General features: G+C 67.6%; 19 protein-coding genes and 1 riboswitch. Of the genes, 7 read left to right on the forward strand and 12 right to left on the reverse strand.

Annotation, left to right across the window (positions count from 1 at the left end; genetic code table 11):
• Window positions 1-75 precede the first annotated feature (75 nt).
• Window positions 76-978 (forward strand): LysR family transcriptional regulator, encoded by a 903-nt coding sequence (locus CYU89_RS10720; RefSeq protein ID WP_296280878.1) that lies wholly within the window; start codon window positions 76-78, stop codon window positions 976-978.
• 18 nt (window positions 979-996) lie between these two features.
• Here the strand turns inward: CYU89_RS10720 and CYU89_RS10725 are convergent, their stop codons facing one another.
• Both CYU89_RS10725 and CYU89_RS10730 read right to left on the reverse strand, forming a co-directional pair.
• Window positions 997-2241 carry a cation:proton antiporter gene (locus CYU89_RS10725; RefSeq protein ID WP_296280879.1) on the reverse strand — a complete coding sequence of 415 codons (1245 nt, stop codon included), beginning with the start codon at window positions 2239-2241 and terminating at the stop codon, window positions 997-999.
• Window positions 2242-2251: 10 nt separating this feature from the next.
• Window positions 2252-3088, reverse strand: coding sequence for an AraC family transcriptional regulator (locus tag CYU89_RS10730; RefSeq protein ID WP_296280880.1), 837 nt, complete (start codon window positions 3086-3088; stop codon window positions 2252-2254).
• A gap of 185 nt (window positions 3089-3273) precedes the next feature.
• On the opposite strand from CYU89_RS10730, the gene CYU89_RS10735 reads away from it, so the two are divergent.
• Window positions 3274-4017, forward strand: a complete 744-nt coding sequence (locus CYU89_RS10735; RefSeq protein WP_296280881.1) for an SDR family oxidoreductase — start codon at window positions 3274-3276, stop codon at window positions 4015-4017.
• Window positions 4018-4026: 9 nt separating this feature from the next.
• Here CYU89_RS10735 and CYU89_RS10740 read toward each other — a convergent pair whose 3' ends face one another.
• Window positions 4027-4419: an NAD-binding protein gene (locus tag CYU89_RS10740; protein ID WP_296280956.1), complete on the reverse strand. Its 393-nt coding sequence runs from the start codon at window positions 4417-4419 to the stop codon at window positions 4027-4029.
• Window positions 4420-4649: 230 nt separating this feature from the next.
• Here CYU89_RS10740 and CYU89_RS10745 point away from each other — a divergent pair, with 230 nt between their 5' ends.
• On the forward strand, window positions 4650-5432 hold the full coding sequence (locus CYU89_RS10745; RefSeq protein WP_296280882.1) for an autotransporter outer membrane beta-barrel domain-containing protein: 783 nt from the start codon (window positions 4650-4652) through the stop codon (window positions 5430-5432).
• 244 nt (window positions 5433-5676) lie between these two features.
• On the opposite strand, the gene gcvP is transcribed toward CYU89_RS10745, so the two are convergent.
• Window positions 5677-8580, reverse strand: a complete 2904-nt coding sequence (gene gcvP, locus CYU89_RS10750; RefSeq protein WP_296280883.1) for an aminomethyl-transferring glycine dehydrogenase — start codon at window positions 8578-8580, stop codon at window positions 5677-5679.
• A 41-nt stretch (window positions 8581-8621) separates the two neighbouring features.
• A riboswitch (glycine riboswitch) is annotated at window positions 8622-8743 on the reverse strand.
• Between the two features lie 200 nt (window positions 8744-8943).
• Here gcvP and CYU89_RS10755 point away from each other — a divergent pair.
• Window positions 8944-10197: a multidrug effflux MFS transporter gene (locus tag CYU89_RS10755; RefSeq protein ID WP_296280884.1), complete on the forward strand. Its 1254-nt coding sequence runs from the start codon at window positions 8944-8946 to the stop codon at window positions 10195-10197.
• Window positions 10198-10215: 18 nt separating this feature from the next.
• Window positions 10216-10626, forward strand: coding sequence for a hypothetical protein (locus CYU89_RS10760; RefSeq protein WP_296280885.1), 411 nt, complete (start codon window positions 10216-10218; stop codon window positions 10624-10626).
• A 153-nt stretch (window positions 10627-10779) separates the two neighbouring features.
• On the opposite strand, the gene CYU89_RS10765 is transcribed toward CYU89_RS10760, so the two are convergent.
• The 8 genes from CYU89_RS10765 to CYU89_RS10800 all read right to left on the reverse strand — a co-directional run bounded on the left by CYU89_RS10765 (window position 10780) and on the right by CYU89_RS10800 (window position 18303).
• Window positions 10780-11310 carry a metal-dependent hydrolase gene (locus CYU89_RS10765; RefSeq protein WP_296280886.1) on the reverse strand — a complete coding sequence of 177 codons (531 nt, stop codon included), beginning with the start codon at window positions 11308-11310 and terminating at the stop codon, window positions 10780-10782.
• 123 nt (window positions 11311-11433) lie between these two features.
• Entirely contained in the window at window positions 11434-12984 is a 1551-nt protein-coding gene (locus tag CYU89_RS10770) for a hypothetical protein (protein WP_296280887.1), read from the reverse strand.
• 72 nt (window positions 12985-13056) lie between these two features.
• Window positions 13057-15042 carry a M2 family metallopeptidase gene (locus CYU89_RS10775; protein ID WP_296280888.1) on the reverse strand — a complete coding sequence of 662 codons (1986 nt, stop codon included), beginning with the start codon at window positions 15040-15042 and terminating at the stop codon, window positions 13057-13059.
• 202 nt (window positions 15043-15244) lie between these two features.
• Window positions 15245-15694: a hypothetical protein gene (locus CYU89_RS10780; protein WP_296280959.1), complete on the reverse strand. Its 450-nt coding sequence runs from the start codon at window positions 15692-15694 to the stop codon at window positions 15245-15247.
• A 132-nt stretch (window positions 15695-15826) separates the two neighbouring features.
• On the reverse strand, window positions 15827-16081 hold the full coding sequence (gene minE / locus CYU89_RS10785; protein ID WP_296280889.1) for a cell division topological specificity factor MinE: 255 nt from the start codon (window positions 16079-16081) through the stop codon (window positions 15827-15829).
• A 2-nt stretch (window positions 16082-16083) separates the two neighbouring features.
• A complete protein-coding gene (minD, locus tag CYU89_RS10790; protein WP_296280891.1) occupies window positions 16084-16893 on the reverse strand; it encodes a septum site-determining protein MinD in 810 nt (269 codons plus the stop codon).
• Between the two features lie 43 nt (window positions 16894-16936).
• Window positions 16937-17710 carry a septum site-determining protein MinC gene (minC, locus tag CYU89_RS10795; protein WP_296280893.1) on the reverse strand — a complete coding sequence of 258 codons (774 nt, stop codon included), beginning with the start codon at window positions 17708-17710 and terminating at the stop codon, window positions 16937-16939.
• The gene (locus CYU89_RS10800) at window positions 17707-18303 is read right to left on the reverse strand and encodes a GNAT family N-acetyltransferase (RefSeq protein ID WP_296280894.1); all 597 of its coding nucleotides are present in this window, start codon (window positions 18301-18303) and stop codon (window positions 17707-17709) included. The genes minC and CYU89_RS10800 overlap by 4 nt, the downstream gene beginning before the upstream one ends.
• 179 nt (window positions 18304-18482) lie before the next feature.
• Here CYU89_RS10800 and CYU89_RS10805 point away from each other — a divergent pair, with 179 nt between their 5' ends.
• Together CYU89_RS10805 and CYU89_RS10810 are read left to right on the forward strand one after the other, a co-directional pair.
• Window positions 18483-19724, forward strand: coding sequence for a sensor histidine kinase (locus CYU89_RS10805; RefSeq protein WP_296280896.1), 1242 nt, complete (start codon window positions 18483-18485; stop codon window positions 19722-19724).
• Entirely contained in the window at window positions 19721-20362 is a 642-nt protein-coding gene (locus CYU89_RS10810; RefSeq protein ID WP_296280898.1) for a response regulator transcription factor, read from the forward strand. The genes CYU89_RS10805 and CYU89_RS10810 overlap by 4 nt, the downstream gene beginning before the upstream one ends.
• Window positions 20363-20546 lie beyond the last annotated feature (184 nt).

Genomic DNA, 20546 nt, shown 5'->3' on the forward strand with positions numbered 1-20546 from the left:
GGGCGGGATTGGGCGGATAAATCGGCTTAGACTGATTGGACCGTTCGCCAAGGGCGAACAATCGCCGGAGCCGCCATGAATCGCCTCGATGCCATGCAGGCCTTCGTCCGGGTCGCCGAGATGGCCAGCTTCACCCGTGCGGCCGACAGCCTCGGCCTGCCGAAGGCCAGCGTGTCCACCGCCGTGCAGCAGCTGGAAGCCTGGCTGGGCACGCAGCTGCTGCACCGGACCACGCGTCGCGTGCAGCTCACCCAGGACGGGCAGGCCTTCTACGAGCGCAGCCAGGACCTGCTGGCCGACATGGACGAGGTGCAGCACTTGTTCGCGCGTTCGCCGCAGGCACTGCGCGGCCGGTTGCGGGTGGACATGCCGGCGCGCTTCGCACGGCACTTCGTGCTGCCGCACCTGCCGGCGTTCCTGCACGAGCATCCGCAGCTCGCGCTGGAACTGAGCTGCACCGACCGCCGCGTCGATGTCGTGCGCGAAGGCTTCGACTGCGTACTGCGCGTGGGCACGCTGGCCGATACCAGCCTGATCGCGCGGCCGCTGGGCCAGTTGCGCGTGGTGACCTGCGCGAGCCCGGCGTACCTGCAACGCCATGGCGTGCCGCAGTCGCCGGACGATCTGCATGCGCATCGGCTGATCCATTACTCCAGCCAGTTCGGCGGCAAGCCCGATGGGTGGGAATACTGGGACGGCACGCGCTACGCCAGCGTGCCGATGGAAGGCGCGCTGACGGTCAACAGTTCCGATGCGTACGAAGCGGCGTGCATCGCCGGCCTGGGCCTGATCCAGGCGCCGGTCGCGGGCCTGCGCACGCTGGTGGAACAGGGGCTGCTGGAGGAGGTGCTGCCGCAATACGCCGCGGAGCCGATGCCGGTGACGCTGCTGTATGCGCATCGCCGCCACCTGCCGCAGCGCGTGCAGGCCTTCATGGCGTGGCTGACGGAGACGACGCGGCCTTATCTGGATGCATGATCGCGACGCGTAGCGCGATTACACCGTCTGGCGGTCGCGTGCGTCGGCGGTGGCGCGGTGTTTCACCAGCGCACGGAAGAACGGGCCGGTGAGCAGCGTCGACAACACGGCCAGGGTGACCAGCGCGGCGAAGGCGTGTTCGGACAGCAGGCCCTTGTCGCGCAGGATGGTGGCCGCGACGATTTCCATCAGGCCCTTGCATTGCAGCAGCGCGCCGACCGCGAGCGCATCGCGGCGCGACAGCGTGGCAGACGGCGGGCAGGTGATCACCGCGACCAGTTTGGCGGCCACCGCCACCACCAGCAGCGCGAGCGAGGCCTGCAGCGAAGCCCAGCCCAGCACGCTGCCATCGATCTTCAAACCGCTGTGGCCGAAGAACAGGGGGGCGATGCCGATCAGGGCTATCTGGCCGACGCGTTCGACCGGCACGCGACGCGACCAGGCCGGCGGCACCATCGCGCCGCCGAAATACGCACCGAGCAACGCATGCAGGCCGAGCTGGGAACTGGCCCATGCACCGGCGACGAGGAACAGCGGCAGCGCCATCCACATCGCCCACGCCGGCGGTACCGCCTGCGCGCGCTGCGCCAGCCGGCCTGCGAAGGCGAGCACCACGAGCGTGCCGATCGCGAGTGCGGTGACCAGTGATGCACTGGCGAGCAGTGAGCCGCCTTCCGCCGCGAGCAACAGCAGGGCTAGTCCGGTCCACAGCACGGCGTCGTCGATCACGGCGATGCGCAGGGCGATCTGGGTGAGCGGGCGGTGCAGCGGGCCGAGTTCGCGGATGATGCCGATCAGCACGGGCAGTGCGCTGACCGCGATGCACAGGCCGATCGCGAGCGAGCCCATCCATGCGCCCCCCTTCGATGCCTGCCAGCCCGGCAAGCCGGTGAAGTAGTAATGCGCCGCCAGCGTGCCGGCGACGAAGGGCAGCAGCAGCGCCATGCCGGCGCTGGCGATGAAGCGCAGCGCCTGCGCACGCGGCAGCGGCGCGGCATTGGGCGCGCTGGGAAGATGCGCGGATTCGCGGGTTTCCAGGCCGGCGGTGAAGGCGAGCAGCAGCACGCCGAGGAAGCCGATCTGGTCGCCGAGCTTCGACGGCACGCCCCAGTCCGCGGGCAGCACGCCGGTGGCCGCCAGCAGCAGGCCGATGATGATCGGGATGACGGCGATCGGGATCGAGCGCGCCAGCAGCCGCCACGTAGCCCAGGCCAGGCCGATGAAGATCAGGGCGTCGAGGGCGAGAGCGGTAAGGTCGGCCATGGCGGCGATGTTAGCCGCGCTCCGCGCGCGCTGTCGCCGGGTACTGGCGGGCGTAACGACGCGGTGGCAGGCCGGTGTGGCGATGGAACGCCATGCTGAAGGTGCTCACCGAGCGGTAGCCCACGTGTTCGGCCGCCTCGGCCACGCTGGCGTGGCCCTCACGCAGCAACGCGCGGGCCAGCGCCATCCGCCATGCGAGCAGGTAAGTCATCGGTGCCACGCCCAGCGCACGGCTGAATCGTTCGAAGTAGGCAGATCGCGACAACGCGGCACGCTGTGCCAACTGCTCGACGGTCCACGCATGGGCCGGACGTGCGTGCAGCTCGCGCAGCGACGGTGCCAGGCGCGCATCGGCCAGGCCACGCAGGAGGCCCGGAGGAGCGGACGCACCCGGCGTGGCGCGCAGGGATTCGACCAGCAGCAGATCCACCAGTCGCGACAGCACCACGGCGCGCCCCGGCCAGTCGTGGTCCGCTTCATCGCTCAACAGGGTCACGACGTTCGACAGCCGCGGTACGCCGCGCACGTGCACCAGGGTGGGCAGCAGCGAGGCGAGCAGCGCAGGCTCATGCGATTCGAAGCAGAACCAGCCGCCCAGCAATCGCACATCCGGCGGACCGTCCTGGCGGCCATGGCGGACGTCGCGGTCGGGCAGTGGATCGCGGGTGGGATCGATATGGGCGGGCAGCTGCGTTTGGCCATCGGAGAGCAGGAAGCCCGGTGTGGCCGGCAGTAGCACGAAATCGCCGGCTTGCAGTGTGATCGGCTCTTCGCCGTCGACCGCCAGCACGCACCGGCCCTGCTGGACGATGCAGAAGCTGGGCTCGCCGAAGGTGGCGTAGCGCACGGCCCAGCGGCCCGGCGGCGCTGATGCCCTTGGAGAATGCCGCGTGGGGCCGCAGCAGGCGGACGATGTCGGAGAGGGGGTCGGACATCCGGACGATCCGAGAAGAATGGTGGACGGAATGTAATGGAGCGTCCGGGGATGCTCGCCTATCGTGGCGGCCTGTTCAACCACCCGGGACGTCACCCATGAAGACCATCCTCATCACCGGCTGCTCCTCCGGCTACGGCCTGCAGACCGCCCGCCACTTCCATGCCCAGGGCTGGCGCGTGATCGCCACCATGCGCACGCCGCGCCCCGAACTGCTGCCCAGCGACGAGCGCGTGCGCGTGCTGGCGCTGGATGTCACTGAGCCCGAAAGCATCGCCATCGCCCTTGAGGCGGCAGGCCCGCTGGACGTGCTGGTCAACAACGCGGGGTTGGGACTGTTCGGCGCGTTCGAGGCGACGCCGATGTCGACCGTGCGCGAGATCTTCGAGACCAACACCTTCGGCACGATGGCGATGACGCAGGCAGTGATCCCGCAGTTCCGCGCGCGTCGTGCCGGCATCATCGTCAACGTCACCTCCAGTGCGACGCTGGCGCCGATGCCGCTGGTGGCGGCGTACACCGCCAGCAAGACGGCGATCGAAGGGTTCACCACCTCGCTCGCGCACGAACTGGGCGCGTTCGACGTGGCGGTGCGCCTGGTCGAACCCGGCTATGCACCCACCACGCGCTTCGCGGCGAACGGCGAGGAGCGCATGCGCGGGTTGGTGCCCGAAGCGTATGGACGTTATGCGCAGGACGTATTCGCGGGCTTCACCGATGCCAGTGCCTTCACCCTGGAAACCGATGTCGCGCAGGCGGTCTGGGCCGCGGTCCATGACGCCAGCGGGCACCTGCGCTTCCCCGCAGGCGCGGATGCCGTGGCGCTGGCGGCCGCGCGCTGAGCGTGTGCCTCAGATTCCGTAATCCGGCAACGTCGCTTCGTCGTGAAAGTAGCGCCCCATCAGGAGCGTGGGGAAGACGGGCAGCCGCATCAGCAGCGTCGCGTAGTCGCGAAGGCGCACACCCAGGGCCGTCTTCAGCACGCTGGACGGATACCCGCCACGGGTACGCCCGGCGGCATCCACCATGCGCAACGCGTCGGCAACGTGCTGTTGCTCCAGCAGTGCGGGCAGCAAACCCATCTTTTCCAGCGCGTCGTAGCCGATGTCCCAGAGGTTGATGACGAACCCGACGCTGCGCAGCCGGGGCGCACGCTCCACCAGCGTCACATCATGGCCGAGCCTGTGCAGCCAGTAGGCGAGGGCGGTGCCCCCGATACCCGCTCCGTTGATGACGACTTTCATCGACACGTCTACCCGTAGGTCGAATCCACACGCAACCAGTATCGGAGATGCCCGCAGGGTGTCGCGGTGGCTCCCCCGAACGACAAGCGCATACAGCAATGTGGAGACGGCGTGAGGAGCTCTGGAAGGGACGCTTACGTCCTGCGCGTCGTTGAATCCGCTTCGACCACTCATGCGTAACGCACGTGCCTACAGTCGGTAGGCGTCATTTGCTCTGATGGGAGAGGGACATGCAGATCAAACTTCTTGGCGCTGCCTTGCTGATGGCGGCAGCGCCGGCGTTCGCAACGGGTCCCGAGCAGGGAAAATTCTCGATGTCGGTGCTCGGTGGCGTCGACATGCCGGTCAGCGGCGACGTCCACACCGGCGCTGTGGCGCCAGTGCCGGATCTCGGCCCGTTGAATCCCGCACTGGCAGGCGTCAGCGCGGAGTTGCGCATCCGCTCCCGCAGCCACGATCAGATCTACGGCAACGCCATGTCCTGGGGTCTGGAAGCGGGCTATGGACTGAGTGACCGCAGCGAAGTATTCCTCCAGGCCAGGGAGACCAGCGCCGATGATGGTCGCGTGCGCGTCGGTGCCGCCTATGTGCCGGCGCTCGATACCGAGCTGGACGTCTTCGGCAGGTTCTCGGGCTATAACGCGTACACGTGGGAGGTGGGCTACCGGCACTTCTTTGGCGACGGTCGCCGGGTCAGGCCGTTCATCGCGGCGCGAGTCGGCGCGACTGAAACCGACGACATCCGGGCCACCTTCGAGATTCCCGACGCTGCGATCACGATTCCGAACGCGCCGTTCTACAAGAAGGACTGGGCGCTGAGCGGCGGACTCGAAGCCGGTGCGCAGATCTCGTTCACCGAACGCTTCAGCATGACGCTCGCCGCAGGGGTGAACTACATCGGCGATCTTTCCGACGACGATTCCGCGATCGCCGGACTCGGTCTGGCATCCATCAACGACACCGGCAGCCGCGTCTCGGTGCCGCTTTCCATCACTGGCCGGTGGGACTTCTGAAGCTCGACGTCAGCAGCTTGGCTCAGGCTATAGGGTTTAGTGCTGTTTCCATGGAAGGCTATGCCAGGAGCCGAAGCCCAACGTCGTCAGCGGGTGACGCAATGGAGTTCCAACAGGCGGTCACCTCCGTTGAATCAGGCCGATGTCCGCTTCGCGGACATCGGCTCGCCCTTGACTACCCAGCGAAGGTCGCAAGAAGAAGCCCCGCTTTGGCGGGGCTTCTTCGTCATCCAAGGCGCCTCGCTCAGGCGTCTACTTCGTCCTTGTACGCATCCACCGGGATGCAGGCGCACATGACGTTCTTGTCGCCGTAGACGTTGTCCACGCGCGCGACTGGCGGCCAGTACTTCTGCTGCTTGAGCGTGGCCAGCGGGAACGCGGCCAGTTCGCGCGGATAGGCGTGGGTCCATTCGCTGGCCATCACCATCGTGGCGGTGTGCGGCGCGTTCTTGAGCGGGTTGTCCTCGCGGTCCAGGCGGCCGTCCTCGATCGCGCGGATCTCCTCGCGGATCTCGATCATCGCGTCGATGAAGCGGTCCAGCTCGTGCTGCGATTCGCTTTCGGTCGGCTCGACCATCAGCGTGCCGGCGACCGGGAAGCTCAGCGTGGGCGCGTGGAAGCCGAAGTCGATCAGGCGCTTGGCGACGTCCTCGGCGCTGATGCCGGTGGCGTCCTTGAGCGGGCGCAGGTCGAGGATGCACTCGTGCGCGACCAGACCGTTGCGGCCCGTGTAGAGCGTCTCGTAGTGCGCTTCCAGCCGCTTGGCGACGTAGTTGGCGTTGAGCAGCGCCACCTGCGTGGCCTTGCGCAGCCCGGCCGCGCCCATCAGCGTGATGTACATCCAGCTGATCGGCAGGATGCTGGCGCTGCCGAAGCTGGCCGCGCTGACCATGCCGACGTCGCCTTCGCCGCCGAGCTTCTTCGGCAGGTACGGCGCGAGGTGCGCCTTCACCGCGCAGGGACCCACGCCGGGGCCGCCGCCGCCGTGCGGAATGCAGAACGTCTTGTGCAAGTTGAGGTGCGACACGTCCGAGCCCCACTTGCCGGGCTTGGCCACGCCGACGAGGGCATTCATGTTGGCGCCGTCGGTGTATACCTGGCCGCCGTGCTGGTGGACGATGTCGCAGATGGCGACCACGTCTTCCTCGAACACGCCGTGCGTGGACGGGTAGGTGATCATGATCGCGGCCAGGCGGTCGCTGTACTTCTCGGCGGCGCGGCGGATGTCTTCCACGTCGACGTTGCCGTTGGCGTCGCACTTGGTGACCACCACGGTCATGCCGCACATCTGCGCGCTGGCCGGGTTGGTGCCGTGCGCGGATTCGGGGATCAGGCAGATGTCGCGATGCGCTTCGCCGCGCGCGCGGTGGTAGGCGCGGATGGCGAGCAGGCCGGCGTACTCGCCCTGCGCACCGGAATTCGGCTGCAGGCTGACGGCGTCGTAGCCCGTGCATTCGACCAGCATGGCTTCCAGCTCGTCGATCAGCTGGGTGTAGCCCGCGGCCTGCTCGGCCGGTGCCAGCGGATGGATATTGCCGAACTCCGGCCACGTCACCGGGATCATCTCGGCGGTGGCGTTGAGCTTCATGGTGCAGCTGCCCAGCGGGATCATGGTGCGGTCCAGGGCCAGGTCCTTGTCGGACAGCGCGCGCATGTAGCGCAGCAGTTCGTGTTCGCTGTGGTGCGTGTTGAACACCGGGTGGGTCAGGAACGCGCTGGTGCGGCGCAGGGCGGCCGGGATCAGCGACGGGGCGCTGGCGTCCAGCGCGTCGACCGACGGCAGCGTGGCGCCTTCAGCGGCGAACACGCCCCACAGCGCGTCGATGTCGGCGCGGGTGGTGGTTTCGTCCAGCGAGATGCACAGCGAACCGTTGCCGCGCACGCGCAGATTCAGGCGGGCGGCCTTGGCACGCGCCAGGATCGCGTCGCGGGCATCGCCCGGTTCGATGCACAGCGTGTCGAACGCGCTGGCATGCACGGCGGGATAGCCCAGCGTGCGCAGGCCCTCGGCGAGGATGGCGGTGAGGCGGGCGACGCGGCCGGCGATGCGCGCCAGGCCTTCCGGGCCATGGTAGACGGCGTACATGCTGGCCATCACGGCCAGCAGCACCTGCGCGGTGCAGATGTTGGACGTGGCCTTCTCGCGGCGGATGTGCTGCTCGCGCGTCTGCAGGGTGAGGCGATAAGCCGGCTTGCCTTCGGCATCGACCGACACGCCGATCAGGCGGCCCGGCATGCTGCGCTTGTAGGCGTCGCGGCAGGCCATGAACGCGGCGTGCGGGCCACCGAAGCCGAACGGCACGCCGAAGCGCTGCGAGTTGCCGATGACGATGTCGGCGCCCATCTCGCCCGGCGGCTTGAGCAGGGTCAATGCCAGCAGGTCGGTGGCGACGACGAACAGCGCGTTGTGCGCATGGATGGCGTCGGCGTCCTTCGACCACTCCTCGACCCAGCCGCTCGAGGCGGGGTACTGCACGAGCACGCCGAAGTAGTCGCCGGCGGCGAGCTTCTCGTGGAAGGCGTCGGTGGAGCGCACCACGTCGACGGTGATGCCCAGTGGTTCGGCGCGCGTGGCCAGCACTTCCAGCGTCTGCGGATGGGTGTCGCCGGCGACCAGGAAGGTGTTCGACTTCGACTTGGCCGAGCGCTTGGCCAGCGTCATCGCCTCGGCGGCGGCGGTCGCCTCGTCCAGCAGCGAGGCGCTGGCGATTTCCATGCCGGTCAGGTCGGTGACCATGGTCTGGAAATTGATCAGCGCTTCCATGCGGCCCTGCGAGATCTCCGCCTGGTAAGGCGTGTAGGCGGTGTACCAGGCCGGGTTCTCGAGGATGTTGCGCAGGATGACCTTCGGCGTATGGGTACCGTAGTAGCCCTGGCCGATGAAGCTGCGGAAGACCTGGTTGCGGTCGGCGACGGCGCGGATCTTGGCCAGGGCTTCCTCCTCGTTGATCGGCGCCGGCAGCGCCAGCGGCTGCGCCGACTTGATGCTGCCCGGCACGATGGCGTCGGTCATTGCGTCCAGCGAATCGTGGCCGACCACGCGAAGCATGTGCGCGATCTCGGCGTCGTTGGGGCCGATGTGGCGTTCGAGGAACGCGCCGTGGTGTTCCAGCTCGCGCAGGGAGGGGGTGTTCGACATGGCAGGCATCCGGAAGGGCGAATAGGGCCAGCGTGCGGAAGCCGCACGTGGGGTGCCCCTCTGTCCTTTTGCCTGAGAGTTTGGAAGCGCGCCGACGAGGAGGTCGCGTGCTTCGTGCCCCTTCGGCGCCGGTGCGGCCACGAGGGCGACCGGTCTCTCCAGAGTGTTTGCGGCAGCGGTGGTATCGGGCCTGAGCGATTACGGGCGTTTGCGCCTTCGGCAGCACGTCGCGGGCGACGGGCTTCTCCCACCTGGTCTTGCCGGCGGATTATAGCCCGTCGGGGCGGGCCACCGGCGGTTTGGGCTTACCATGTGCAGCCCGGCGCGGCCTGTTCATGCAGCCGTGCCGTGACTGTCCGGAGTTCCCCCGCAATGAGTGCCCCCCACGCCATCTCCAACCGCCGCCTGGCCCTGCTGCTGGGCGGGCTGGCGATGTTCGGCCCGTTTTCCATCGACACCATCTTCCCCGCGTTCCCGGCGATGGGCGCGCACCTGGGCGCGGACAAGGTGGCGATGCAGCAGACCATCAGTGTCTACCTGCTGACCTATGCGCTGATGAGCCTGGTGCACGGCCCGCTGTCGGACACGTTCGGTCGCCGGCGCGTGATCCTGGGCGGGCTGTGCGTGTTCCTGCTGGCGTCGGTGGGCTGCGCGCTGGCCACCGACATGGGCACGCTGCTGCTGTTCCGGGCCGTGCAGGGCCTGTCGGCCGGCGTCGGCTTCATCGTCGGCCGTGCGGTCATCCGCGATGCGCGCGATGGCGACGATGCGCAACGCCTGATGAGCCAGGTGTCGATGATCTTCGGCATCGCACCGGCGATCGCGCCGATCGTGGGGGGCTGGATCCTCGGCTGGAGCGCCTGGCCGATGATCTTCTGGTTTCTGGCCGGCTTCTCCCTGCTGCTGATCGTGGCCGTGGTGGGGTGGCTGCCGGAGACGCATCCGCCGCAGGCCCGCCTCAAGGTGTCCCCGCGCATCCTGCTGCGCGACTACGTGGGCATCGCGCGCAATCCGCGCTTCCTGCGGCTGGCCGCGGCGGGTTCGCTGAGCTTCGGGGGACTGTTCCTGTACATCGCCTCGGCGCCTGCATTCGTGATGGACCTGCTGCACCTGGACGAACAGCAGTTCGCGTGGCTGTTCCTGCCCACGATCGGCGGCATGGTGCTGGGTGCGTTCCTGTCGGGTCGTGCCGCCGGGCGCATCGAAGGCACCCGGCTGGTGAAGATCGGCTACACCTGCATGGCGTTGGCGATGCTGGCCAACGTGGGCTACAACGCCTGGGCCGGCGACCACATCCGCGTGCCGTGGGCGGTGCTGCCGATGATGCTGGCGGCGCTGGGGGTGGCGCTGGTCTTCCCGATCCTGACGCTGGCGATCCTCGACATGTATCCGCGCCAGCGCGGTGCGGCCTCGTCGCTGCAGGCCTTCAGCAACCTGATCGTCAATGCCGTCATCGCCGGTGTGCTGTCACCGCTGTTGAGCCATCATGGCCTGCACCTGGCGCTCGGGATGGCCGGCTTCGTGCTGCTGGGCTGGCTGATGTGGCAGTGGGAAGCCCATGCCCACCGCCGCCGACTCGCGTGTCCGCGCAACCCGGCTGCGCTGGAACCCACCGATCAACTCTGACGTCCTGCGAGAACTTCCATGTCCATCCAGTCCAAGGCCCGCCGCGAGGCGAAGAAGCGCAAGGCGACCAAGGCGCACAACCAGGCACGCGCGAATGCACCGGCCATCGAGCCGCATGCGGAACTGCGCAATCCCGAGGGCGAGCTGCTGGCCGGCGTGGTGCGCCAGGCCGGCGTATGGGTGCTGGGGCTCGACGGCCGCATCGCCGGCAGTTCCGACAGCGCGGCCGAAGTACTGGCGATGATCAAGCAGGCCGCCGCCCTGCACGAGGCACAGGGCCAGCCGGTGCGGCTGGTCTACTCGGACGAACTGCGCGACACCGCCGTGATCGAGGCGGCCGCGCAGGGGCTGACGCTGGAGCAGTTCGAGGCGCAGCTCGCCGAGCAGATGAAGGCCAGCAAGCCGGACGCGGCGCCGGACGTGAATTGAGTCGGTGCGCTTCTATGTAGGAGCGACGTAAGTCGCGACCGCAGCGAGTCCATGCCGAGAACAAGGATGACTTGGAAAGCTTGGTCGCCGCCACCCTGCGTTTCTCGACCTTCATCGACAAGTCCATTCGTGCGGTCGCGACTGACGTCGCTCCTACAGCGTCGCTTGCCGGCGACGTAGCCACATCAACAATCCTGCGGACGTCAGCACCGGCAACCACACCCAGCGCAGTTCCGACAGCAAGACGTCGATGCCGCGCGCGCTGAAGAACCGGTTGACGAACGGCGACACCTCGATCATCCGCCACGGCGCGAAATGACGCACATCCGACCACGGCCAGAACAGCGCTACGCCGAGGCCGCCGTCCGTGAACATGTCCAGCAACGGATGCGAGGCGGCAGACAGTGCGATGAACAGGAACGTCGTGCGTGCAGGCGCCCCGAACCACCGCGCACCGCACGCAGCGATCATGCCGCACAGCGACGCGAACATGAGGGAATGGCTGGCGCCGCGGTGGCCGAGGGCATGCGCGTAGTCGATGCCGAGCTTGAACGCGACCACATCGGCATCGGGGAGCACGGCCGTCAGCATGCCGGCGGCGATCAGGCGGGGCGGCAGGCGCGCGGTGCCCAGCGCGGCGCCTGCGGCCAGCGGAAGCAGGGCGTGGGTGAAGATGGTGGGCATGGCGCGCGACGTGGAGGCGATGGAGGGCAGCCTCGTGCGGCTAGGTGAGCCGGTGATGAAGTCCAGGTGTGCGAAAAGAAAAGGCCGGCGATGGCCGGCCTTTTCTTGATGTCACGGGCGGGGTCAGCGTTCCTGCCGGATCGGCCTGAAAGCGGGCGCGGGTCGCTGGCGCGCGGGCGTCGTCGGTGCCGGCGGCGTCAGCGTCTGCGTGACGGGCGCGACGCGGGCGCCCTGGCCCTGCGCGACGGCGGTCGACGAACGCACCAACGGCTGCGAACTGTTCTCGCGTACGGGATCGGCCGCGATCCACTGCTTGATCTGCGGGAAGATCAAGTCGAGGCGGGAATAGAAGTCGCGGTTCTGCGAGTTGCTGAGGTTGCCGGCGTTCGCGCACGTCGCCCAGCCGCCGTACAGCCCACCGCGGAGGCGATAGGAATTGTCGCTGTAGCGGGTGAAGATGCCCGAGCCACTGCTTCCGCCCTCCGTCGTGCCTTCCAGCCAGCCGGCGGCAAACCGTTCCGGATAGGGACTGCCCGTCATCGACTTGCCGAGCGAGACCTTCTTGGCATCGCCGGCGGGGTGGTGGATAGCGACCACGTCCGCGTTCAACGCGACCGGGCTGGCATCCCAGCCGACGAATGTCGCGCTTGCGGGTGCCGCATTCTTGAGGCGAAGCAGCAGGGCGTCGCTCGCGCTGTCGACGAACAACATGTCCGCGCCGCCCGTCAGGGGATTCTGCTTGACGCCATTGGCGGTGGTGCAGCCCGTGTTCTCGTAACCCCAGTACGTGTTCAAGGTGTTGGCGACGGTCTGGTCCGAAATGCAGTGCGCGGCCGAATAGAAATAGGGGACCTGGGTGGACGCCGTCGTGTCATTGAGCAGCGTGCCGGTACAGATGTAGCTCTTGCCGGCCTCGACGAACACCATGTGCGCCACCGCGTTCTTGGCCTGCACGTACGCGGGACCCAGCTGATCGACGCGACAGACGGCGTTGATGTTGCAGGTGCCCGATTCGCCCACCTTCTCGATGATCTTGAAGTCGTTGCGACTGTTGGTGACCAGGTGCGAGACCTGCGGGGCCTGCAATCGGGCCTGCGTCGCCTTGACGTGCGCGGGACGGTAGATCTCGATGATCTGCGTCTGGCCATCGGTGGCGGGCGTCCAGTACAGGCCATTTCCATCCGCGAGCGACTGCGCTTCGGCCGCGGTGACCTTGGCGATGACGCGTCCCGGCTCGTCCGAGCCTGCGAACCTCAGCTCGGCGTGCGGATGCAGCCCGCCGACCTGCAGGCCGACGCGAAGACCCAGCGCATCCGGTGATGCGACCTGCAGGCGTGCGACCGCACCCCCATTCTTCAGGGGAATCCAGCGCAGTGCGGGCGTCGTGCGCGCGATGCCTTCGGTCGACAGGTGGCGTGCGAGGCCGATCTGCGTGGCCTTCACCTGCGCACGGCCGTTCTTGCGCTCCAGCTCGACGAGGCGCTCAAGGCGCATTTCCCGGTAGTCCAGCGATGTCGCACTGCGGGCGGGGAACTGCGCCCACTTCCATACCGGCGTGGCCTGCACCGGCGTACGGCTGGCTTCGCCGGCGACCTGGTCGATGCCTGCGAAGGCGGTGAGGGGCGAGGCCAGCAACAGGCCGGCCAGCAGGCCGAGCGTCGGGGCGGATTTCATGCGTCGGTCATCCTTGCGATGTCGTTTCCGGAAAGAAGGACGGGCCACGTGCGGCCCGTCCCGGTGGCGAGCTTACGATTTCGCAGGTGCCGCGGGCGCCGGTGCGGCGACCGTGGCCGGCGTCTGCCAGCCACAGGTCTGGCCTTCGTTCTGCTGCCTCAACCACTCCTGCAGCGGTGCGAAGTATTCCAGTACCGCGCCCGCATCCATCTTCTCGGTGCCGGTCAGTTCCTTCAGCGTGCCTTGCCACGGCTGGCTGGCGCCCTTTTCGAGCATCGCCCAGAACTTCTGGCCCGCCGCCTTGTTGCCGTAGAAACTGCAGTTGTACAGCGGGCCCTTGTAGCCGGCCGCATCGCACAGGCCCTTGTAGAACTGGAACTGCAGCACGTGCGAGAGGAAGTAGCGCGTGTAGGGCGTGTTGCCCGGCACGTGGTACTTCGCGCCCGGATCGAAGAAGTCCTCGCCGCGCGCGGTGGCCGGCGCCACGCCCTGGTACTTCGCCTTCAGGTCCCACCATGCCTTGTTGTAGTCGGCCGGCTTGATGCTGCCGTCGAATACGCCCCAGCGCCAGCGGTCGATCATCAGGCCGAAGGGCATGAACGACACCTTTGCCAGCGCCATGCGCATCTGGGCGTTGATCAGTGCTTCGTTGCTCTGCGCGGTCGCATCGACCATGCCGATGGACTTCAGGTAGTCCGGCGTCATCGCCAGCACCATCGTGTCGCCGATGGCTTCATGGAAGCCGTCGTGCGCGCCGGTCTGGAACAGCGGCGGCAGCTTGTTGTAGGCCAGGTAGTAGTACACGTGGCCGAGCTCGTGGTAGATGGTGGTGAAGTCTTCCTCGTTCGGCTTGATGCACATCTTGGTGCGCACGTCGCCGGCCATGTTCATGTCCCATGCGCTGGCGTGGCACACCACGTCGCGGTCCATCGGCTTGATGAACTGCGTCTTCGCCCAGTAACTCTCGGGCAGCTTCGGCATGCCGAGGCTGGTGTAGAAGTCCTGCGCGCGCTCGGTCATCTGCCTGGCGACCTGCAGCTGCGCCTCGCGCTCGGCCTTGAACAGCGCATCGGTGCCGGGGCCCGGACCCGCCTTCGCGAGGGCGGCCTGGTAATCGGCCTGGTACTGCTTCTCCAGCGCGCCGGTGATGTCGAGGCTGCCGGCGCCCTTGTAGGGCTCCAGCACGTCCCACAGGTTGCCCCAGTCCTGCTGCCACATGTTGCCCATCAGGTGGGCCGGCAGCAGGCCGTTGACCTGGCCCTTCTCCACGCCGTAGGTCGCCTGCAGCTTGGTTCGGGTATAGCAGTGCAGCTGCTCGTACAGCGGCTTGACCTGGCCCCACAGGCGATCGGTCTCGGCGGCGATTTCGGCCGGGGTCATGTCGTAGCCGCTGCGCCACATTTCGCCGGCGTCGGCAAAGCCCATTTCCTTGGAACCTTCGTTCACCAGTTCGACGAAGCGGGTGTAGTCGCCGCGCATCGGCTGGGCGATGGTGTGCCAGCCCTGCCACGCGTCCAGTTGTTCGTCGTAGTCGCGGCTGCTGCGCAATACGTCTTCCAGCTCGCCAAGCTGGCGACACTTCTTCGCATCGCCTTCGCCGGTGCAGTAGGTGCCTGCGCCGTAAGTGCCTTCCATCTTCGTGGCGATCTGGGTCAGCTCGGCGAGCTTGGCCGGATCCTTGGGTGCCGGCATCGCGGTGGCCAGCTTGAGCAACTGGATGGCGCGCGCCGTCTCGGGCGACATCTGCTGGCCTTCGAACTTCTTCGCCTGCTCGATCCAGCTGTTGAGCTGGGTGAGGTAGCGCTCGTTGCCCTTGGCGGCCAGCAGCTGGCTGTCATCGTTGATGTAGGTGCTGGACAGCCACTGCGCGGCGGTCAGCTCCGGATACATCTTCTTGAACTCGTCGTTGACGCGCGCGATGAACTGGTCGGCGGTCTCGCCCTTCGGCGCCGCGGGTGTGGCGGCCTTGTCGCTGGCAGGCTCGTCCTTCTTGCAGGCGGCGAGCGTGGCGATGCTCACGCCGACGGCGAGGGCGAGCAGGAGGTGGCGATGCTTCACGGGGCGTCCTTCGGGGTTCGGCTGGCACGGGAACCCGAAGGGTAGTGAGACGGGCGAAGGGCGGCAAGTGCGGCGCCTGTTCCCCCGAAGGAGCGACGTCAGTCGCGAGCGCGTAGCGTCGGTGTCCAACCGCGGAGGCATCGGGTCCCCCGGGACCGGAAGGCGTACGGTCGCGACTGACGTCGCTCCTACAGAGAGGGGCTCAGAGGTGGGGCAATCCGCGATCCTTCAGGAAGGCGCGGGCGTCATCCGCATCCTGCTCGAACCACGCCTGTGTCGACCCCAAGCGGTAGGTATAGCCCCAGGCATCCATGTCGGCCATCAGGCGCTTGCGCCCCACGCCGGGCAGCGCGTCGGCCAGGATGATCTGCAGGCAGCAGGTGGCGTCTTCTTCGATCACCGAATCGGTGGCGTCGGTATGCACCTGCGCGCGGCGCTCGTCCGGCAGCACGATCAGGTGGCAGGCTTCGTGCAGCATCGAGTGCACGGGCGTATCGCCGCGCACGTAGACGTTGTGGGCAATGACGCCGGCCTCGGGTTCGCCCCAGAAGCTGCCGGGGATCGGTGCGCCATCGTCGACGACATGGAGCGACAGGCCATGGGACGCAAGCAGCGCATCGGCAGCGCCGGGCGGCAGCTCGCGCACCCGCATCACCCCGGCGTTCCCATCGATGGCAGCAGTGTCGTCGGGCGTCATGCGTAGAGCGGAGCTTGCTCCGCTGCCTTTCGTTCCTGACCTGACAATATCGAGCGGAGCAGGCTCCACCCGACCACGTCGGTCTCGTCAGGTATTGCCTTCGGGCAACGCGACCGAGATATCCAGCACATCGTGGTCGCCATCCTTGATCAGGTCGACCTTCACCGCATCGACGTCGACGTTGACGTATTTCTTGATCACTTCCAGCAGTTCACGGCGGAGCAGCGGCAGGTAATCCGGAGCGCCGCGCGAATTGCGTTCCTGCGCGATGATGATCTGCAGGCGGTTCTTCGCGGTCTCGGCGGTGTTCTTCTTCGCCTTGAGGAAATCGAACAGGCCCATGCTCAACCTCCGAACAGCTTGCTGAAGAAACCCTTCTTCTCCAGGGTGATGAAACGCATCGGGCGGTCTTCGCCCAACAGGCGGCCGACGGTGTCGTCATAGGCCTGGCCGGCCGGCGATTCCAGGTCGAGGATGACCGGTTCGCCCTTGTTGGACGCGTTGAGCACGTCGCCGGATTCGGGGATCACGCCCAGGGTCTTGAGGCCCAGCACGTCTTCCACGTCCTTGATGCTGAGCATCTCGCCGCCTTCCACCCGCGCCGGGTTGTAGCGCGTCAGCAGCAGGTTGGCCTTCAGCGGCTCGCCGTTTTCGGCGCGGCGGGTCTTGGAGTCCAGCAGGCCGAGGATGCGGTCGGAGTCGCGCACCGAGGACACTTCCGGATTCACGACCACGATGGCCTGGTCGGCGAAATACATGGCGAGGAATGCGCCCTTCTCGATGCCGGCGGGCGAGTCGCAGACGACGTAGTCGAAGCCGTCGTCGGACAGGTCCTTCAGCACCTTTTCCACGCCTTCCTTGGTTAGCGCATCCTTGTCGCGCGTCTGCGACGCGGCCAGCACGTACAGCGTCTCGAAGCGCTTGTCCTTGATGAGGGCCTGCTTCAGCGTGGCCTCGCCCTGCGTGACGTTGACGAAGTCGTACACCACGCGGCGCTCGCAGCCCATGATGAGGTCGAGGTTGCGCAGGCCGACGTCGAAGTCGATGACCGCGACCTTCTTGCCGCGGCGCGCGAGCCCGCACGCGATGCTGGCGCTGGTGGTGGTCTTGCCGACGCCGCCCTTGCCGGACGTGACTACGATGATTTCAGCCAACGGTGTTCTCCTTGGTCGTTCTTATGTTCGGTTTGCGCCGCGCTCAGTCCTGCGCGGCGATCTTGAGTTGGTCCTGGTCCAGCCAGATCTGCACGGCCTTGCCGCGCAGTTCCTTGGGTACTTCCTCCATCACCTTGTAGTGGCCGGCGACGGCGACCAGTTCGGCATGGAATTCACGGCAGAAGATGCGGGCGTCGGCATTGCCGCGCGCGCCGGCGAGCGCACGGCCGCGCAACGCGCCATAGATATGGATGGAGCCGTCGGAAATGACTTCCGCGCCGGCGCCCACCGTGCTGAGGACGGTCAGGTCGCGGTTCTCGGCATACAGCTGCTGGCCCGAACGCACGGGCGTCTTCTGCACCAGGCCGGGTTTGCTTTCCGCGGCCTTGGCGGGCGCAGGCGCCTTCTCCGGGACGGGCTCGGGCGCAGGGCGCGCGGGCGTCGTCGGCGCCTGCGTGCCTCCCACGGGCTCGTATTGCGCGCGGAACTTGGCGAGGAGGGGGAGGCCGAGGTGTTCGGCGAGCGTCTCGGTCTCGCGGGTGCCGTAGGCCAGCGCCACCGGCAGCACGCCGGCGCCGCGCAGGCCGTCGATCAGGGCCCGCGCGGTGTCGACGTCCGGCAGCCGGGTCAGGCCTCCGAAATCGACGATCACCGCCGCACGCCCGAACAGCTTGGGCGCGCGTTCGACGCGTTCGCGCATCTCGCGGATCAACTGGTCGACGTCGAGGGTGCGGATGCGGAGGTTGGCGATGCCGACCTGGCCGATCTTCAGTTCGCCCGCCTGTTCGTAATCCATGGGAGCTCGCGTCACGCTCATGTGCCCGTCGGCCTCTGCGCGCTGGCGTCGGCCAGCAGGCGGGTCCGCGCCCAAGGCACGTCGGGCAGGGCGTCGCCATAGGTTTCGCGCACCCACGGGTAGCTGCAGAGTTCCTTCATCAGCATGCTCGCGCGCACCTCGGCTTCGGCCATGACGTTCTGGCCCACTTCGCGGAAGCCGAAGCTGCCGTGGAAGAGCAGGGCGGGGTCCGCGCCATGGTCGAGGAAGACTTCGCAGGCCAGCTGCGGGTAGCGCAGCTCCGCGAAACTCTGAACGTCGGCATAGAACGCGCGTCCGACGCCGCCGCCGCGACGGCGGCTGGCCACGACGATGCGGTCGATGTAGAAGAACCGGGGATAGCGCTCGCCGAACCAGGCGAAGTTGCTGCTGTCGTGGTCGGCGGCGGAGCCGAAGCCGACGAGGAAACCGGCGAGGTTGCCGTCGCGCTCGGCGACGCGGAAGTATTCGGCCGTCTCGTAGAAGCGGCGGACCTTGGCCGCATCCAGCGGCAGGATCGCCAGTCCGGCATTGTTGTTGAGGGCTAGGACGGAATCCAGCTCGTGCTCGCGCACGTCGCGGATGACAATCGACATTACCTGACTCCGAACGGGTCTTGCAGGGCGGCACGAGGCCAAGGCCGGATTATCGCATGGTGCCGCCGCGACCGGCGAGGCGCGGGTGAGCCGCGGATGAACCCGGCCGACCTTCCTTCCAACGTCGGCATGACTTTAGTTGGGACATGGGCGTGGACGATTCCGCCTAAGATGCCCGGATGTTGGGAAGACTCAGCCATACCCGCCTGCTGCGCGCCGCCGGGCTTTACACGTGGGCCCTGGTGGGGATTCCCATCATCCTGAATGTGTGGGTGTTGCCGCCGTCCAGCGGCACGGACGGGCAGGGCGTGAACCTGCCGTTGACCGCCCTGTGCTACTTCACGTTCGGCGCCATCTATTGGGTGGCCACCCGTGCACTGGATGGGCAGCGCGACGCGGTGCCGGTCGCCTGGAACGTGCCGCTTGCGATGGTGCTGACGGCGACCGCGATCGGCGTGGGGTTCTATACCCAGACCGGCTTGGGCGCGGTGCTGCTGCTGATCATGGCGGGGGTGCTGCCTTGGCTGCTGGAGCTGCGTTTCGCGGTCGCATGGCTGCTGGCCGCGCATGTCCTGCTGGTGCCGTCGTTCATGGCGCGCGACGACTTCAATTTCTGGGAGGCGTTGTTCCAGTCCATGTTCTACGTGGGGTTTTCGGCCTTCGTGCTGATCACCACCTACGTGGCGCGCCAGCAGGCGCAGGCACGCGAGGACCAGCGCCGGCTCAATGCCGAACTGCGGGCCACCCGCGTGCTGCTCGCCGAGAGTGCCCGCGTCAACGAACGCACCCGCATCTCCCGGGAACTCCACGACCTGCTGGGCCATCACCTGACCGCGCTCAGCCTGAACCTGGAAGTCGCCGGCCACATGACCGAGGGGCGCGCGCAGGAGCACGTGAAGCAGGCGCATACCCTAGCGCGGCTGTTGCTGACGGACGTCCGCGAAGCCGTCAGCCAGCTGCGCGACAGCGGGGCGATCGACCTCGGGGCGGCGCTGGTGCCGCTGGCCGAAAAGGTGCCCTCCCTCGACATCCGCATGGATATCGAAGAACCGCTGACCCTGGAGGATCCGCACCGCGCCCACGTGCTGCTGCGGTGTACCCAGGAAATCATCACCAACGCCGTCCGCCACGCCGGCGCCCAGCACCTGTGGCTGCACTGCCGGCGCGAGGGTGCCAACATCCTGATCGATGCCCGCGACGACGGCGCCGGCAGTCCCCGGGTGGTGGCGGGCAATGGCCTGACCGGCATGCGCGAGCGCCTGGCCCAGTACGGCGGCGTGTTGCGCATCGAAACCCAGCCGGGCAGGGGTTTCTGCCTGCACATCGCCTTGCCCGCCAGCGAGGCGGCCCCGGCGCTCGACGCCCCTTCCGCTTCCCCACCCGAACCCATACCCGAGCTCAGCTCCGGAGGAACCCCGTGATCCGTGTCTGTCTGGTCGACGATCAAACCCTGGTGCGCCAGGGCATCCGCTCCCTGCTGGCGCTGGACGACGGCATCGAGGTCGTGGCCGAGGCGGCGGATGGCAAGCAGGCCATCGAGGTCGTTCCGCAGGCCAAGCCCGACGTGGTGCTGATGGACATGCGCATGCCGGTCATGTCGGGCCTGGAAGCCCTGCAGGCGCTGGCGCGCACGGGTCAGCTGCCGCCCACCATCATCCTGACCACGTTCGACGATGACCAACTGGTCCTCGCCGGGCTGAAGGCGGGCGCCAAGGGATACCTGCTGAAGGATGTCTCGCTCGAGCAGCTGGTCGGCGCCATCCGCACCGTGGCCGATGGCGGCTCGCTGGTGCAACCGGCGGTCACCCAGCGCCTGCTGTCGGGGCTGGAACACATGCGCAACGAGTTCGTCAGCCTGGATCGGCCCGATCCGCTGACGGATCGCGAGACCGAGATCCTGCGGCTGATGGCCAGCGGCTTCTCCAACAAGGAAATAGCCAACTCGCTGGGCGTGGCCGAGGGCACCATCAAGAACCACGTGTCCAACATCCTGTCCAAACTTGGCGTACGCGACCGGACGCGGGCCGTGCTGAAGGCCTTCGAACTGCAGCTCGTCTGAGCCCCGGCCGGGCCCTGCGGACATCCCGTCGGCTCCGCGGGAAGAGAAGGGTCCGGCCGACCGGTCCTGCCAGCGATTGAACGGCCGGAATGCCCGTCGCTGCAGCGCAACAGCGCTTCGCGTGAGGGGACGACATGCGCCCGCGTACGTGCCCGGAACGGGGCGGCCAACCGGTGTCAGATGG

Origin of the sequence: Pseudoxanthomonas sp., assembly GCF_002863005.1 — a bacterium.
Classification (GTDB): Bacteria; Pseudomonadota; Gammaproteobacteria; order Xanthomonadales; family Xanthomonadaceae; genus Pseudoxanthomonas_A.